The sequence below is a fragment of the Enterobacter sp. BIDMC93 genome (genome assembly GCF_001037805.1).
Lineage (GTDB): Bacteria > Pseudomonadota > Gammaproteobacteria > Enterobacterales > Enterobacteriaceae > Enterobacter > Enterobacter hormaechei_C.
On record NZ_KQ089962.1, the window covers coordinates 1000637 to 1017051 of the forward strand.

General features: G+C 53.7%; 17 protein-coding genes and 1 tRNA gene. 11 read left to right on the forward strand and 7 right to left on the reverse strand.

Annotated elements, in window-relative coordinates:
* Positions 1 to 30 precede the first annotated feature (30 nt).
* Both sfsB and ispB read right to left on the reverse strand, forming a co-directional pair.
* Complete coding sequence (gene sfsB / locus SK58_RS04730) at positions 31 to 318, reverse strand: DNA-binding transcriptional regulator SfsB (RefSeq protein WP_020480545.1); 288 nt, start codon at positions 316 to 318, stop codon at positions 31 to 33.
* Positions 319 to 547: 229 nt separating this feature from the next.
* Positions 548 to 1519, reverse strand: coding sequence for an octaprenyl diphosphate synthase (gene ispB, locus SK58_RS04735; RefSeq protein ID WP_006812126.1), 972 nt, complete (start codon positions 1517 to 1519; stop codon positions 548 to 550).
* A 257-nt stretch (positions 1520 to 1776) separates the two neighbouring features.
* Between ispB and rplU the strand changes: the two genes are divergently transcribed.
* From rplU to cgtA, 4 genes are all read left to right on the forward strand, one after another.
* The gene (gene rplU, locus SK58_RS04740) at positions 1777 to 2088 is read left to right on the forward strand and encodes a 50S ribosomal protein L21 (protein ID WP_003025032.1); all 312 of its coding nucleotides are present in this window, start codon (positions 1777 to 1779) and stop codon (positions 2086 to 2088) included.
* A gap of 19 nt (positions 2089 to 2107) precedes the next feature.
* On the forward strand, positions 2108 to 2365 hold the full coding sequence (rpmA, locus tag SK58_RS04745; protein WP_003861831.1) for a 50S ribosomal protein L27: 258 nt from the start codon (positions 2108 to 2110) through the stop codon (positions 2363 to 2365).
* Positions 2366 to 2460: 95 nt separating this feature from the next.
* Positions 2461 to 3426, forward strand: coding sequence for a DMT family transporter (locus tag SK58_RS04750; protein ID WP_015571979.1), 966 nt, complete (start codon positions 2461 to 2463; stop codon positions 3424 to 3426).
* Positions 3427 to 3441: 15 nt separating this feature from the next.
* Complete coding sequence (gene cgtA, locus SK58_RS04755; RefSeq protein ID WP_003861823.1) at positions 3442 to 4617, forward strand: Obg family GTPase CgtA; 1176 nt, start codon at positions 3442 to 3444, stop codon at positions 4615 to 4617.
* Positions 4618 to 4650: 33 nt separating this feature from the next.
* On the opposite strand, the gene pmrB is transcribed toward cgtA, so the two are convergent.
* The 3 genes from pmrB to dacB are packed head-to-tail and all read right to left on the reverse strand — an operon-like array spanning position 4651 to position 7789.
* Entirely contained in the window at positions 4651 to 5694 is a 1044-nt protein-coding gene (pmrB, locus tag SK58_RS04760) for a two-component system sensor histidine kinase PmrB (RefSeq protein ID WP_017693913.1), read from the reverse strand.
* A complete protein-coding gene (gene pmrA, locus SK58_RS04765) occupies positions 5691 to 6353 on the reverse strand; it encodes a two-component system response regulator PmrA (protein ID WP_015571977.1) in 663 nt (220 codons plus the stop codon). The genes pmrB and pmrA overlap by 4 nt, the downstream gene beginning before the upstream one ends.
* A gap of 2 nt (positions 6354 to 6355) precedes the next feature.
* Entirely contained in the window at positions 6356 to 7789 is a 1434-nt protein-coding gene (dacB, locus tag SK58_RS04770) for a serine-type D-Ala-D-Ala carboxypeptidase (protein WP_048219442.1), read from the reverse strand.
* Positions 7790 to 8017: 228 nt separating this feature from the next.
* Between dacB and greA the strand changes: the two genes are divergently transcribed.
* Positions 8018 to 8494, forward strand: a complete 477-nt coding sequence (gene greA, locus SK58_RS04775; RefSeq protein WP_006812122.1) for a transcription elongation factor GreA — start codon at positions 8018 to 8020, stop codon at positions 8492 to 8494.
* A 151-nt stretch (positions 8495 to 8645) separates the two neighbouring features.
* Here the strand turns inward: greA and yhbY are convergent, their stop codons facing one another.
* Positions 8646 to 8939: a ribosome assembly RNA-binding protein YhbY gene (gene yhbY / locus SK58_RS04780; RefSeq protein ID WP_003861814.1), complete on the reverse strand. Its 294-nt coding sequence runs from the start codon at positions 8937 to 8939 to the stop codon at positions 8646 to 8648.
* Between the two features lie 127 nt (positions 8940 to 9066).
* Here yhbY and rlmE point away from each other — a divergent pair, with 127 nt between their 5' ends.
* The 6 genes from rlmE (at position 9067) to SK58_RS04810 (ending at position 14658) form a co-directional block, all read left to right on the forward strand.
* The gene (gene rlmE, locus SK58_RS04785; protein WP_003861812.1) at positions 9067 to 9693 is read left to right on the forward strand and encodes a 23S rRNA (uridine(2552)-2'-O)-methyltransferase RlmE; all 627 of its coding nucleotides are present in this window, start codon (positions 9067 to 9069) and stop codon (positions 9691 to 9693) included.
* A gap of 102 nt (positions 9694 to 9795) precedes the next feature.
* A complete protein-coding gene (gene ftsH / locus SK58_RS04790) occupies positions 9796 to 11730 on the forward strand; it encodes an ATP-dependent zinc metalloprotease FtsH (protein ID WP_013098921.1) in 1935 nt (644 codons plus the stop codon).
* A 98-nt stretch (positions 11731 to 11828) separates the two neighbouring features.
* Positions 11829 to 12677: a dihydropteroate synthase gene (gene folP / locus SK58_RS04795; protein ID WP_032655232.1), complete on the forward strand. Its 849-nt coding sequence runs from the start codon at positions 11829 to 11831 to the stop codon at positions 12675 to 12677.
* Positions 12670 to 14007: a phosphoglucosamine mutase gene (gene glmM, locus SK58_RS04800; protein WP_045327344.1), complete on the forward strand. Its 1338-nt coding sequence runs from the start codon at positions 12670 to 12672 to the stop codon at positions 14005 to 14007. The genes folP and glmM overlap by 8 nt, the downstream gene beginning before the upstream one ends.
* A gap of 222 nt (positions 14008 to 14229) precedes the next feature.
* Entirely contained in the window at positions 14230 to 14562 is a 333-nt protein-coding gene (secG, locus tag SK58_RS04805) for a preprotein translocase subunit SecG (protein WP_003861803.1), read from the forward strand.
* Positions 14563 to 14571: 9 nt separating this feature from the next.
* Positions 14572 to 14658 (forward strand) — tRNA-Leu (locus SK58_RS04810).
* Between the two features lie 187 nt (positions 14659 to 14845).
* Here the strand turns inward: SK58_RS04810 and argG are convergent.
* Complete coding sequence (gene argG, locus SK58_RS04815) at positions 14846 to 16192, reverse strand: argininosuccinate synthase (RefSeq protein WP_015571974.1); 1347 nt, start codon at positions 16190 to 16192, stop codon at positions 14846 to 14848.
* Positions 16193 to 16415 lie beyond the last annotated feature (223 nt).

Consider the following 16415-nt stretch of genomic DNA (forward strand, 5'->3'; position numbering starts at 1 on the left):
GGGATTGCTGTTCCTGTCAATCCTGGTGCATCAGTCCTGATGTGCTTTCTTCGTTTTGCCCTGGCGCATCATGCGCGTTCTGTCGATAAATTCATGGGTAATAGGATCGTGGTAGCGTGACGGCCATATCACCCACGGATGCGTATCCAGCGCCGTCGCGATAATCAGTTCCCCCTTCGGCCATGGGCGGGTCAGGGCGTTTGCCAGCGTCGACGAGCTTAGCCCATGACGACGTGATTCGGCAGCCAGCGATGTGCCTTTTTTACGCAGTGCCGCAATAATGTCAGCAGAATGCCAGTCGATGAATTTTGTATCCATAATGCTGTCCTTGTGTTCGTTATCGTCCACGTCGTTTCGTGTGAAAAGACAGCATTACTATACTCACTTCGAACATGTGTTCTAAAAAGTTCATGTTACGAGAAGCAATATTCAGAATAAGGCACGGCTTTATACATGCGGCCTGTAACCCGATGGGCTTACGCGGAAATGTAATTTATTGGTGCGTACTGGAATCTCCCTGCGTGGGCGCAGGGAGATGAGGAGGGGATTAACGGTCGCGCTGGACGGCGATGTGCGCGAGGCCGATTAGCGCATCACGCCATGGGCTGTCGGGAATGACCTGAATGGCGGCGATGGCTTTGTCTGCTTCTTCTTCAGCGCGCTGACGCGTCCATTCCAGGGAGCCGCAGATAGCCATTGTTTCCAGTACCGGTTCCAGAAGATGGCGTCCATTTCCCTGCTCGATAGCCTCCCGGATCATTTTCGCCTGCTCTGGTGTGCCATTGCGCATCGCGTGGAGCAGCGGCAGCGTTGGCTTGCCTTCGTTCAGGTCATCGCCGACGTTTTTACCGAGCGTTTCGCCATCCGCGCTGTAGTCCAGCAAATCATCAATCAGCTGGAACGCGGTGCCGAGGTAACGGCCATAGTCCTGAAGGCCCTTTTCCTGAGCTTCGCTACAGCCTGCCAGAATGCCGGAGCATTGCGCGGCGGCTTCGAACAGACGTGCGGTCTTGCTGTAAATCACCCGCATATAGTTTTCTTCGGTGATGTCCGGGTCGTTGACGTTCATCAGCTGTAGGACTTCACCTTCAGCGATAACGTTCACGGCTTCTGACATCACTTCCAGCACCTTCAGCGAGCCAAGGCTGGTCATCATCTGGAAGGCGCGGGTATAGATAAAATCGCCTACCAGAACGCTTGCCGCATTACCAAACGCGGCGTTGGCGGTGGCTTTTCCACGACGCATGTCTGATTCATCCACAACATCGTCGTGAAGCAGGGTGGCGGTGTGGATAAATTCGATCAGCGCCGCGATCGTGACGTGGGCATTTCCCTGATAGCCAACCGCGCGTGCGGCCAGAATGGCAATCATCGGACGAATACGTTTACCGCCGCCGCTGACGATGTAATAGCCCAACTGATTGATCAGCTGAACGTCAGAGTTGAGTTGCTCCAGGATTGCTGCATTCACACCCGCCATATCTTGCGCGGTTAACTCATTGATTTTTTCTAAATTCATCGCAAAAGCCGGGCTTTTTATCCTGTTTATCCCACACGAGATGGGTACACAAAGGGTTTCGGTTTATAAATAGTATTGCTGATTGTACTGAAAAAACGGCTCAGATAAACGTTACCGTACGTGTTGTGTTTTTTTTCTTCATGTATTGATGGTAGCACTTGTCAAAGGCTCGCGTTTTGCGTAATATTCGCGCCCTATTGTGAATATTTATAGCGCACTCTGAATCATACGAGGATGTGCGCGGAAGCGGAGTTTATATGTACGCGGTTTTCCAAAGTGGTGGTAAACAACACCGAGTAAGCGAAGGTCAGACCGTTCGCCTGGAAAAGCTGGACATCGCAACTGGCGAATCTGTTGAGTTCGCTGAAGTTCTGATGATCGCAAACGGTGAAGAAGTCAAAATCGGCGTTCCTTTCGTTGATGGCGGCGTTATCAAAGCTGAAGTTGTTGCTCACGGTCGTGGCGAGAAAGTTAAAATCGTTAAGTTTCGTCGTCGTAAACACTATCGTAAGCAGCAGGGCCACCGTCAGTGGTTCACTGATGTGAAAATTACTGGCATCAGCGCCTAAGACCTGAGGAGAGATTTAAATGGCACATAAAAAGGCTGGCGGCTCCACACGTAACGGTCGCGATTCAGAAGCTAAACGCCTGGGCGTTAAGCGTTTCGGTGGCGAATCCGTTCTGGCGGGTAGCATCATCGTTCGTCAGCGTGGCACCAAGTTCCACGCGGGTACCAACGTAGGTTGCGGTCGTGACCACACTCTGTTTGCTAAAGCAGACGGTAAAGTGAAATTTGAAGTTAAAGGCCCGAACAACCGTAAATACATCAGCATCGTTGCTGAGTAAGGTTTTCTCGGTCCGGTAACGGATTAAAGCCCCGCAACGTGTTGCGGGGCTTTTTACATTGGAAACCCGGAAAATTTTCTGTAGGGAAAACGGGCATGAAGCAGCAGGCCGGCATGGGTATTCTTTTGGCGCTCACTACCGCAATGTGCTGGGGTGCGCTGCCAATTGCAATGAAGCAGGTACTGGAAGTCATGGAGCCACCGACGGTGGTGTTTTATCGCTTCCTGATGGCAAGCATAGGCCTGGGCGCCATTCTGGCCGTCAAAGGTAAGCTGCCACCGCTGCGCATCTTCCGAAAACCGCGTTGGCTGGTGTTACTGGCTATCGCGACGGGCGGTCTGTTCGGTAACTTCATTCTGTTCAGCTCTTCCCTGCAATATCTTAGCCCTACAGCGTCGCAGGTGATTGGTCAACTTTCACCGGTCGGCATGATGGTCGCCAGCGTATTCATCCTCAAGGAGAAGATGCGCGGCACGCAGATCATCGGGGCAAGCATGCTGCTTTGCGGGCTGGTGATGTTCTTTAACACCAGCCTGATTGAGATTTTTACCCGCCTGACGGATTACACCTGGGGTGTCATTTTTGGGGTGGGCGCAGCAACGGTCTGGGTGAGTTATGGCGTCGCGCAAAAGGTGTTATTGCGCCGTCTTGCCTCACAGCAGATCCTCTTTTTGCTGTACACTTTGTGTACACTGGCATTATTGCCTTTAGCGAAGCCGGGTGTAATTACCCAGCTCAGCGACTGGCAACTGGCGTGCCTCATTTTTTGTGGGCTGAATACGCTGGTCGGTTATGGCGCTCTGGCTGAAGCCATGGCGCGCTGGCAGGCAGCACAGGTGAGCGCCTTAATCACGCTTACCCCGCTGTTTACGCTGTTATTTTCAGATTTGTTATCAATGGCCTGGCCCGATGTCTTCGTCAAGCCGATGCTCAACCTGTTGGGTTATCTCGGTGCGTTTGTCGTGGTTGCGGGCGCGATGTATTCCGCCATTGGTCATCGTCTCTGGGGGCGTTGGCGCAAAAATGAAGCGGTTGTAATAGTCCCCCGCTCAGGCGAATGAGTTACGGAGAGTAAAATGAAGTTTGTTGATGAAGCGACGATTTTGGTCGTGGCAGGTGATGGCGGTAACGGTTGTGTAAGCTTCCGCCGTGAAAAATATATTCCTCGTGGCGGTCCTGACGGCGGTGACGGTGGGGACGGTGGCGACGTGTGGCTGGAGGCGGATGAAAACCTCAACACGCTGATCGACTACCGTTTCGAAAAATCTTTCCGCGCCGAGCGTGGCCAGAACGGCCAGAGCCGCGACTGTACCGGTAAACGCGGTAAAGACGTGACGATCAAAGTGCCGGTGGGTACGCGTGTCATCGATCAGGGCACGGGCGAAACCATGGGTGATATGACCAAACACGGTCAGCGCCTGATGGTGGCGAAAGGCGGCTGGCATGGTCTGGGTAACAGCCGTTTCAAATCTTCCGTTAACCGTACCCCGCGTCAGAAAACCATGGGTACCCCGGGTGATAAGCGCGACCTGCAACTGGAACTGATGCTGCTGGCGGATGTGGGGATGCTGGGTATGCCAAACGCCGGTAAATCGACGTTTATCCGTGCGGTCTCTGCGGCGAAACCCAAAGTAGCGGATTATCCGTTTACGACGCTGGTGCCGAGCCTGGGCGTTGTCCGTATGGATAACGAGAAGAGCTTTGTGGTCGCTGACATCCCGGGTCTGATTGAAGGGGCAGCAGAAGGCGCCGGTCTGGGTATTCGCTTCCTGAAGCACCTTGAGCGTTGTCGCGTACTGTTGCACCTCATCGACATCGATCCAATCGACGGTTCCGATCCGGTTGAAAACGCCCGTATCATTATTGGCGAGCTGGAGAAATACAGTGAAAAACTGGCGCAAAAACCGCGCTGGCTGGTATTCAACAAGATCGACCTGATGGACAAAGCGGAAGCTGAAGCGAAAGCTAAAGCGATTGCCGAAGCGATGGGTTGGGAAGATAAGTACTATCTGATCTCTGCCGCCAGCCAGGTTGGCGTGAAAGATCTCTGCTGGGATGTGATGACCTTTATCATCGAGAATCCGGTTGTTCAGGCAGAAGAGGCGAAACAGCCTGAAAAAGTCGAATTCATGTGGGATGACTACCACCGCCAGCAGCTCGAAGAGCTGGAAGCGGAAGAAGATGATGAAGACTGGGACGATGACTGGGATGAAGACGACGAAGAAGGCGTCGAGTTCATCTACAAGCACTAACCCCTGTATAAAGCCCCTTAACGGGGCTTTTTTTTATCCTATTTTCGCCGGTAACCAACAGCTGGCGATGAGGCCGCCCTCAGCGCCGTTCTCCAGCGTTAAATGGCCATGATGGAGTTGTACGATACGCTGTACGATGCTCAGCCCAAGGCCGCTGCCGCCGTAGCGCTGGTCGAGACGTCGGAAAGGTTCGGTGATCGACTGGCGGTGCGCCTCATCAATACCCGGCCCCTGATCGGTAACGCTCACCCGGGTACCGCCCTCCGTCGCTGTTAATGCCACTTCAATGGTTGTGCCTGCCGGGCTGTAGCGGGCGGCATTCTCCAGAAGGTTCCTTAGCATCAGACGTAACAGGACGGCGTCCCCCTGAACCGTCAGCACGCTGTGGGCCGGCCATATTACCGTATGCTCTTTGGCTTCATGCTCCAGGCTGAGCGGAGCAATGATCGTCTCTGTCCAGTTCACGGTATCGTAATGGCCGCTGGCCATCGCCTGCCCGGCACGCGCCAGCATCAGCAGCTGTTCCACCGTGTGCATCAACTGATCGATACGGCTTATCAGTGGCGTGGCCTGCGGGGAACCGGACTGAGCCATCAGTTCCAGATGGAGCCTGATCCCCGCAAGCGGCGTACGTAACTCGTGTGCCGCATCGGCGGTAAACAGGCGTTCCTGTTGAATAGTGTGGTCCAGCCGGGCGAGGAGTTGATTGAGCGACGTGGTCACAGCGCCTATCTCTTCCATATCGGAATACATCGGCAGGGGAGTCAGATTATCCGCCGAACGGTTCGCAAGGCTGGCGCGAAGTTTGTTGAGTGGTCGGGTGATCCAGGTGACTGCCCAGAATGAGAAGAGCAAGGTAAAACCGACCATCACCAGAGAAGGGACCAGCAGGGAGGCAATGGCTTCGCGGATCTCTTTTTCGACATGGTTGTTGCGCGCTTTGGCGGACAATGTTTCGTTCACCAGAAAACCGATTTGCTCGCGGCTCTCATGCCACAGCCAGACTACGCTAATGAGTTGAAAAAATAGCAGAATAACCGCCAGCAACACCATTAATCGCCGGCGCATACTGTTCATTTCTGGCTCTCCAGACGGTAACCCACGCCGCGTACGGTTTTGATGCGATCTTTACCGAGCTTGCGCCGCAGATTATGAATGTGAACTTCAAGCGTGTTTGATCCTGGATCGTCCTGCCAGGAGTAGATGTCCTGTTGCAGCGTTTCACGGTGCACGGTCTGCCCGCTGCGCATGATCAGGCGCGTCAGCAGAGCGAACTCTTTTGGCGTCACTTCCACAGGCTGAGACTGGCGCAGCACCTGCTGAGTTTGCAGATTGAGGGTGATATCTCCGTCCGTCAGCAGGTTGTCGCTGTGGCCCTGATAGCGGCGGATCAACGCCCGTACGCGAGCCTGTAGCTCGGCAAGGGCGAAGGGTTTTACCAGATAATCGTCAGCGCCAGAATCTAGCCCGTTAATTCTGTCTTCAATGGCATCGCGGGCGGTGAGAATCAAGACGGGATTCTCAACCCCGCGACGACGCCACTGGCAGAGCAGCGTCGCGCCGTCTTTATCCGGCAGCCCTAAATCCAGGATCACGAGGCTGTATTCACCGCTCTGGATCAGGGCATCTGCTTCAGCGGCCGTGGTGGCACAATCCAGGGCGTAGCCTTCATTCCCCAGCGCCAGCGCTAACCCTTCCTGCAATAACAGATCGTCTTCAACTATCAGTAGTTTCATCGCTAGTTATTCTGGTAGATGTCCTTATAGAGCCTGCTTTCGAAACGCACCAGTGGAATACGGCGATTGCGCTGGTCAGCCGGTTCGACGGCATAGCCGGAAAGATACTGCACAAATGCCATGCGTTGTCCGCTGGCGGTAGTGATAAAACCAGCAAGGTTGTAAACGCCTTGCAGGGAACCCGTTTTGGCTGACACTTTGCCATCCACGCCCGCAGCGTGAAGGCCCGCGCGGTACTGAAGAGAGCCGTCGTGTCCGGCAAGCGGCAGCATCGTAATAAAGTTTAGCTCAGCGTCATGCTGAGCAATGTACTGCAACACCTGCATCATGGTGGCCGGCGAGATCAGGTTATGACGCGATAAACCGGAACCATCAACGGCGATGGTGTTGCCCAGATCGATACCCGCCTGCTGGCGCAGGATCTGACGTACGGCATCAGAACCGGCCCGCCAGGTGCCCGGCACACCAAATCGCGCGTGCCCAATCATGCGGAACACCGTGTCGGCAATCATGTTATCCGACTTTTTCAGCATAATCTTAAGCAAACCATGCAGTGGCGCGGACTGTTTGCTGGCGATCACCGTGCCTGGCTCATTCACCTGCGTCTGGCGCAGCAGCGTTCCGGTGTAGGTTATGCCCGCCTGCTTCAGTTCATCTTTAAAAATAGCACCGGCATAGCCCGCGCCATCCTGAATGGCGAAGGCCAGCGGGAGGGGATCGGACCGCTGGGTCAGGCAACCGGTGAGCGTATAGCGATTGAGATCGCCCGGTACCACGTCCAGCTCGCAATACTGCGCCTCCGGGGAGCCTTTCGCCAGCGTCCGCACCTGGCTGAACATCGTGACCGGGTAGTATGAGGCCACGCGGATAAAAGCTAAGTCATTTGGTTTTGGCGCGCTGTAAAGCGATACGGAGAAGCAGTTACGGTCAACGATGGCGGCGGCTGGCGGGGCGCTAAAGCACTGCGTCATGTCGTTCCACGGCCAGCCAGGCGCTTTATCGTGGCTGGCGAAAATGGAGGTGTCGATCAGCACGTTGCCATCAATTTTTGTTACGCCGGATTTTTTCAGTACCGCCACCATATTGCGGACATCCTGGCGCTTAAAGGTGGGATCGCCACCAAAACGGGCGATAAGATCGCCTTTCAGTTCGCCACCCTCAACGTTACCTCTGGTTTCAAGGGTGGTAGTAAAACGGAAGTCAGGCCCGAGCTGGAGCAGGGCGGCGAGGGCAGTGATCACCTTCTGGGTACTGGCAGGCAGCGCCATCTGTTGACTGTGATAGTCAATCTCGGGAGCCTGCGCGCCAACCTTCTGCACCATCAGGGCAAGGTTCGCGCCGGCGGGCAGTTGATTAATGTACTCATCAACATTCGCGGCCTGAACGGTGAACGTTATACTGGTAGTCAATCCGATGATAAAACTGGAAAATCGCATAATCTCGCGCTAACAACCCGAAAACAAACCGTCATACTACGGTGCATGGCACTGTAAAGTAAACGATGACCCATAGTGAACTTCGCGGTAAAATGCGTATCAAATTGAAAAATTGCTGCTGACCTGGGGCGTTGCTCCCGGGTCGGTTTTCTTTTTGCTTCTGGCCTGTTCAGGTGGGCTGGAGCAGGGAACACTGCTCCCAACAGGAATGTTTAAGAGGTATAACAAATGCAAGCTATTCCGATGACCTTACGTGGTGCCGAAAAACTGCGCGAAGAGCTGGATTTTCTCAAATCCGTGCGTCGCCCTGAAATCATCGCCGCTATCGCGGAAGCGCGTGAGCATGGCGACCTGAAAGAGAATGCTGAATACCATGCGGCGCGTGAGCAGCAGGGTTTCTGTGAGGGGCGCATTAAAGATATCGAGGCGAAACTGTCTAACGCGCAGGTTATCGATATCACCAAAATGCCAAATAATGGCCGTGTGATCTTCGGCTCTACCGTCAGCGTCCTGAATCTGGACAACGACGAAGAGCAGACCTATCGCATCGTGGGCGATGATGAAGCGGATTTCAAACAGAACCTGATTTCGGTGAACTCGCCGATTGCTCGTGGCCTGATTGGCAAAGAGCAGGACGATGTGGTCACCATCCGCACCCCTGGTGGTGAAGTAGAATACGAAATTATTAAGGTTGAATACCTGTAATTCGCTTCTCTACTAAGATGTTGATACATTGTAAAGAAAAGAAAAAGGCCGCATAGCGGCCTTTTATCAACTCAAGGAGCATGGCATTTTGCTCGCCTGCTGAAAGAAATCCCTCGTTTCACACAGAAAATGTGTTCGATTCAGGATATCCTTAACGTGGCAGCGAGATTTTGCGCTCTTTAGATGGGCGATAGAGCACCAGCGTTTTACCGATGACCTGTACATTACAGGCGCCGGTTTCGCGCACGATGGCTTCCACGATCAGGTTTTTAGTGTCTCTGTCTTCAGAGGCGATTTTCACCTTGATCAGCTCGTGGTGTTCCAGCGCTTGTTCAATCTCGGCAAGCACCCCTTCGGTCAAACCATTGTTGCCAAGCATCACTACAGGCTTGAGCGGATGTGCCAGACCTTTAAGGTGCTGTTTTTGTTTAGTACTCAGATTCATCGTATATTTTTGCTTACGTTGGGATTGAAAACGGTTCATTCTACCGCCATCTCCCTAATATCGCCAAATAGCTGCGTAGAAATTTACGTCACAGGCAAACAACGATGAACCAGGACGGAAATGTTAAATGACAGGTAAAAAGCGTTCTGCCAGCTCCAGCCGCTGGCTTCAGGAACACTTTAGCGATAAATATGTTCAACAGGCGCAGAAAAAGGGGTTGCGTTCCCGCGCCTGGTTTAAACTTGATGAAATACAGCAAAGTGACAAACTTTTTAAACCGGGAATGACGGTGGTCGACCTCGGTGCGGCACCTGGCGGATGGTCCCAGTATGCGGTTACGCAGATCGGCGGAACGGGCCGAATCATCGCATGCGATCTTTTACCAATGGATCCCATCGTCGGTGTCGACTTCCTTCAGGGCGACTTTCGTGATGAATTAGTGCTTAAAGCATTACTTGATCGTGTAGGTGACAGTAAGGTCCAGGTTGTCATGTCGGATATGGCGCCAAATATGTGTGGAACACCGGCGGTGGATATCCCCCGCGCCATGTATCTGGTGGAACTAGCGTTAGAAATGTGTCGTGATGTACTAGCGCCTGGTGGTAGTTTTGTTGTGAAGGTGTTTCAGGGCGAAGGTTTCGAGGAGTATCTTAAGGAAATTCGCTCCCTGTTTGCGAAGGTCAAAGTTCGTAAGCCGGACTCTTCCCGGGCCCGTTCCCGTGAAGTGTATATTGTAGCGACCGGGCGAAAATGATAACCGGTAGATTTCAGGCGAAAGTTTGAATGAAACTGGATATAGAGTATCCTGACGCTGTTTTTAACACAGTTGTAATATGAGGTTAATCCCTTGAGTGACATGGCGAAAAACCTAATACTCTGGCTGGTCATTGCCGTTGTGCTGATGTCAGTATTCCAGAGCTTTGGGCCCAGCGAGTCGAATGGCCGCAAGGTGGATTATTCTACCTTCCTGCAAGAGGTCAATCAGGACCAGGTTCGCGAAGCGCGTATCAACGGACGTGAGATCAACGTTACCAAGAAAGATAGTAACCGTTACACGACTTACATCCCGGTGAACGATCCTAAGCTGCTTGATAACCTTCTGACCAAAAACGTCAAAGTGGTAGGCGAGCCGCCGGAAGAACCAAGCCTACTGGCTTCTATCTTCATTTCCTGGTTCCCGATGCTGCTTCTTATCGGCGTCTGGATCTTCTTTATGCGCCAGATGCAGGGCGGTGGTGGCAAAGGTGCCATGTCGTTCGGTAAGAGCAAGGCGCGTATGCTGACGGAAGACCAGATCAAGACCACGTTTGCTGACGTAGCAGGTTGTGACGAAGCAAAAGAAGAGGTGGGTGAACTGGTTGAATACCTGCGCGAGCCGAGCCGTTTCCAGAAACTGGGCGGTAAGATCCCGAAAGGTGTCCTGATGGTCGGCCCTCCGGGTACCGGTAAAACCCTGCTGGCAAAAGCCATCGCGGGTGAAGCGAAGGTGCCGTTCTTTACTATTTCAGGTTCTGACTTCGTTGAAATGTTCGTGGGTGTCGGTGCATCTCGTGTGCGTGACATGTTCGAGCAGGCTAAGAAGGCAGCACCGTGCATCATCTTTATCGATGAAATCGACGCCGTAGGCCGCCAGCGTGGCGCAGGCCTGGGCGGTGGTCACGATGAACGTGAGCAGACCCTGAACCAGATGCTGGTTGAGATGGACGGCTTCGAAGGTAACGAAGGTATCATCGTTATCGCGGCAACTAACCGTCCGGACGTACTCGACCCTGCGCTGCTGCGTCCTGGCCGTTTCGACCGTCAGGTTGTGGTCGGTCTGCCGGATGTTCGCGGTCGTGAACAGATTCTGAAAGTGCATATGCGTCGCGTACCGCTGGCGCCAGATATCGACGCGGCAATCATCGCGCGTGGTACTCCAGGCTTCTCCGGTGCGGATCTGGCTAACCTGGTCAACGAGGCAGCACTGTTTGCCGCTCGCGGTAACAAGCGCGTCGTGTCCATGGTGGAATTCGAGAAAGCGAAAGACAAAATCATGATGGGTGCGGAACGTCGCTCCATGGTGATGACGGAAGCGCAGAAAGAGTCCACGGCATATCACGAAGCGGGCCACGCGATTATCGGTCGTCTGGTGCCGGAACACGATCCAGTACACAAGGTGACGATTATTCCACGCGGTCGTGCGCTGGGTGTGACCTTCTTCCTGCCTGAAGGCGACGCGATCAGCGCCAGCCGTCAGAAGCTGGAAAGCCAGATTTCAACCCTTTACGGCGGTCGTCTGGCCGAAGAGATTATCTACGGTCCGGAACATGTTTCGACCGGTGCGTCCAACGACATTAAAGTGGCGACAAACCTGGCGCGTAACATGGTGACTCAGTGGGGCTTCTCCGACAAACTCGGTCCGCTGCTGTATGCAGAGGAAGAGGGCGAAGTATTCCTGGGCCGCTCCGTGGCAAAAGCGAAACATATGTCCGATGAAACGGCTCGTATCATCGACCAGGAAGTGAAAGCGCTGATCGAACGTAACTACGGTCGCGCCCGTCAGATCCTGAACGACAATATGGACATCCTGCATTCGATGAAAGATGCGCTCATGAAATATGAGACCATCGATGCACCGCAGATTGACGACCTGATGGCGCGCCGCGAAGTGCGTCCGCCGGCAGGCTGGGAAGACCCAGGCGCGTCTAACAATTCTGACAACAATGGCACCCCGCGTGCGCCGCGTCCGGTCGATGAACCGCGTACGCCAAACCCGGGCAACACCATGTCAGAGCAGTTGGGCGACAAGTAAGTCACTGCTGTTGAAGCGTTTGTCTGTATCTCAAACCCTGGAGCTTGCTCCGGGGTTTTTCTTATCTGTTTAACCACATTAATCCCAGGGATTTAACCATGAAACTATTCGCCCAGGACTCGCATCTCGACCTTTCACATCCCCATGTGATGGGGATCCTGAATGTCACGCCTGATTCCTTCTCTGACGGCGGCACGCATAATTCGCTTATCGACGCGGTTAAACACGCGAATTTAATGATCAACGCGGGTGCCACCATCATTGACGTTGGAGGAGAGTCAACGCGGCCTGGCGCGGCGGAGGTTTCGGTGGAAGAAGAGCTGGCGCGCGTGGTGCCGGTGGTGGAGGCTATCGCCCGGCGCTTTGAAGTGTGGATCTCCGTTGATACCTCCAAACCCGAAGTGATCCGTGAAGTGGCGAGAGTGGGCGCTCACATTATCAATGATATCCGCTCGCTGACCGAGCCGGGCGCGATTGAAGCCGCCGCAGAAACCGGGCTACCGGTGTGTCTGATGCATATGCAGGGCCAGCCTAAGACAATGCAGGAGGCGCCAAAATATGACGATGTGTTTGCCGATGTCACCCGCTTCTTTATTGAGCATATCGAACGCTGTGAACGTGCGGGTATCGCAAAAGAGAAATTGCTGCTCGACCCGGGCTTCGGTTTCGGTAAAAATCTCTCACACAATTACGCGTTGCTTGCGCGCTTATCAGAGTTTCATCAGTTCGGCCTGCCACTGCTGGTGGGAATGTCGAGAAAATCGATGATTGGTCAGTTGTTGAATGTCGGGCCGAGCGAACGTCTGAGCGGCAGTCTGGCCTGCGCGGTGATTGCCGCGATGCAAGGTGCACATATCATTCGCGTCCATGACGTAAAAGAAACAGTAGAAGCCATGCGTGTGGTGGAAGCCACACTGGCAGCGAAGGAAAACAAACGCTATGAGTAATCGTAAATATTTTGGTACCGATGGCATCCGTGGGCGCGTAGGCGATGCGCCAATTACCCCTGACTTTGTCCTGAAACTGGGCTGGGCAGCGGGAAAGGTGCTGGCGCGTCATGGCTCCCGTAAGATCATTATTGGTAAAGATACCCGTATTTCGGGTTATATGCTGGAATCCGCGCTGGAAGCCGGGCTGGCGGCGGCGGGGCTTTCTGCTTCCTTTACGGGACCAATGCCGACCCCTGCTGTTGCCTACCTGACCCGCACCTTCCGTGCGGAAGCGGGCATCGTCATTTCCGCTTCCCATAACCCGTTCTATGACAACGGTATCAAATTCTTCTCCATCGACGGCACCAAACTGCCGGATAACGTAGAAGAGGCGATTGAAGCGGAAATGGAAAAAGAGATCACCTGTGTTGACTCCGCTGAGCTGGGTAAAGCAAACCGTATTGTCGATGCCGCAGGCCGCTACATTGAATTCTGCAAGGGCACTTTCCCGAATGAGCTGAGCCTGGCACACCTCAAAATTGTGGTGGACTGTGCCAACGGTGCGACTTACCACATTGCGCCGAATGTGTTCCGCGAGCTGGGTGCGAAAGTGATCACTATCGGCTGCGAGCCGGACGGTCTGAACATCAACGAAGAAGTTGGCGCGACAGACGTGCGTGCCTTGCAGGCGCGTGTCCTGGCTGAAAAGGCCGATCTGGGTATTGCCCTGGATGGCGATGGTGACCGTGTGATCATGGTTGACCACGAAGGTAACAAGGTCGATGGCGATCAGATCCTCTACATCATTGCGCGTGAAGGCCTGCGTCAGGGGCAACTGCGCGGTGGCGCGGTGGGCACGCTGATGAGCAATATGGGCCTGGAGCTGGCGCTGAAACAGCTGGGCATCCCGTTTGTTCGTGCGAAAGTAGGTGACCGCTACGTGCTGGAAAAACTCCAGGAGAAAGGCTGGCGTATCGGCGCGGAAAACTCCGGCCATGTGATCCTGCTCGATAAAACCACTACCGGTGACGGCATTGTGGCGGCGCTTCAGGTTGTTGCCGCGATGGCGCGTAACCATATGAGCCTGCACGATCTGTGCAGCGGCATGAAAATGTTCCCGCAGATTCTGGTCAATGTGCGTTTCACCGCGGGTAAAGGCGACCCGCTGGAAAATGATAACGTGAAAGCGGTGATGGCAGACGTGGAAGCGACTCTTGGCAGCCGTGGGCGCGTCCTGCTGCGTAAGTCGGGTACCGAGCCGCTGATCCGCGTGATGGTGGAAGGCGAAGACGAAGCGCAGGTAACCGAATTTGCGCACCGCATTGCGGATGCAGTCAAAGCTGCATAATCTTTCAGAATAAGTGTTTAAAAAGGCGGCGTTTGCCGCCTTTGTTTTAAGCAATGAATGGCTTTTTGCTGTTTTTTTCCGCAGTTGATACAATGCCTCGAAAATGCCCTTGCGAAGGTGATTCGCTTTGGTTAGTATTCACACCCGCTTCAGTGGGAAACAAAATCCTGCTAATTGGTCGAAGCATTGGTATGCGGCAAATCCGCAAGGAACAGGTTGATTATGTACGAAGCTCTTTTAGTTATTTTCCTTATTGTAGCCATCGCTCTCGTAGCGCTGATTATGCTACAGCAAGGTAAAGGCGCTGATATGGGAGCCTCCTTCGGAGCAGGCGCTTCCGGTACGCTGTTCGGTTCAAGTGGTTCTGCGAACTTCATGACCCGTACGACGGCGATTCTGGCTACGCTGTTCTTCATCATCAGTCTGGTGCTGGGCAATATCAACAGCAACAAGACCAGTAAAGGAAGCGAGTGGGAAAATCTGAGCGCGCCAGCAAAAACTGAGCAAACTCAGCCAGCTGCACCGGCTAAGCCAACCAGCGATATCCCGCAGTAAGTATTCCGTACCGAGGTGGTGGAATTGGTAGACACGCTACCTTGAGGTGGTAGTGCCCTAACGGGCTTGTGGGTTCGAGTCCCATCCTCGGTACCAATATTCCAGAAGAAAGACGTCGCAAGACGTCTTTTTTTTCGTCTGTACATTCTGTGTATCCGATCTTTTGTAGGGCGGGTAAGCGCAGCGCCACCCGCCGTTTTGCCCGGTGGCGCTGCGCTTACCGGGCCTACGAAGACCACAAAAAAGGCGCCCAATGGGCGCCTTTTGCATGACTTGCTGTCGATTATTTCTTATCGCTGTGTTCCAGGTTCTCAACCTGAGGGAGGCCATTACCGGAACTGGCGGAGAGCAGGCCATTCTCAACATAGTTGAACAGCTTCTCACGGGTATCGGTGATGTCCAGGTTACGCATGGTCAGCTGGCCAATACGATCGTCCGGAGAGAACACTGACTCACCTTTCTCCATGGTCAGACGCTCTGCTTTATAGGTCAGGTTGTCAGACACGGTATTGAGGATGGAGTAATCATTGCCGCGACGCAGTTCCAGGGTCACTTCGCCGGTGATTGCGCTTGCCACCCAACGTTGCAGGGCGTCACGCAGCATCAGCGCCTGTGGATCAAACCAGCGACCCTGATACAGCAGTTTGCCCAGCTGACGGCCATGAGAGTGATACTGCTCAATGGTGTCTTCGTTGTGAATACCGGTCAGCAGACGCTCATAAGCGATGTGCAGCAGCGCCATCCCTGGAGCTTCGTAAATGCCGCGGCTTTTTGCTTCGATGATACGGTTTTCGATCTGATCGCTCATACCCAGACCGTGACGACCGCCGATGCGGTTTGCTTCCAGCATCAGTTCAACATCGTCGGAGAAGGTTTTACCGTTCAGGGCAACCGGATGACCACGTTCGAAACGCACGGTCACTTCTTCCGCCGGGATCTTCACGTTCTCATCCCAGAACTTCACGCCCATGATCGGGTTAACAATTTTTACGCTGGAGTTCAGGAATTCCAGGTCTTTCGCTTCGTGCGTCGCACCCAGCATGTTGGAGTCGGTTGAGTAGGCTTTCTCAACCGACATCTTGTAGTCAAAGCCGCAGGCAATCATAAACTCAGACATTTCATGACGACCACCCAGCTCGTCGATGAAGTCGGTATCCAGCCACGGCTTGTAGATCTGCAACTCGGCGTTGGTCAGCAGGCCATAACGATAGAAACGTTCAATATCGTTGCCTTTATAGGTGCTACCGTCCCCCCAGATGTTCACGCCATCTTCTTTCATGGCGGCGACCAGCATAGTGCCGGTGACGGCACGACCCAGCGGGGTGGTATTGAAATAGGTCAGGCCGCCGGTCGTATTATGGAAAGCACCGCACTGGATCGCGGCAATCCCTTCGGCAACCAGCTGCTTACGGCAGTCGATCAGACGTGCGTTCTCTGCGCCATATTCCATGGCACGACGAGGGATCGCGTCATAATCTTCCTCGTCCGGCTGACCCAGGTTCGCAGTATATGCATAAGGAACCGCTCCCTTCTGGCGCATCCACAGCAGTGCAGCGCTGGTATCCAGGCCGCCAGAAAAAGCGATGCCAATACGTTGTCCTACCGGGAGATGCTTGAGAATCGTCGTCATATAATAAAACCCTGCTTGATTGACTGATTAGAGACCGCTTTCGCTCTCGATGCATGTTTATGCAAAATAAGTGAGTATTCATTTAATCATCTTTTATCGACGACCGAAAGAGACGTGTGCGTTTTTTGTAAAAATTTCCCTTTTATTGCCCTGGCTGAAGTTGGGTTGACAGGTGGGGTCAACTATCAATATACTGAACGCCGATTTTACGTCCCGTCTTCGG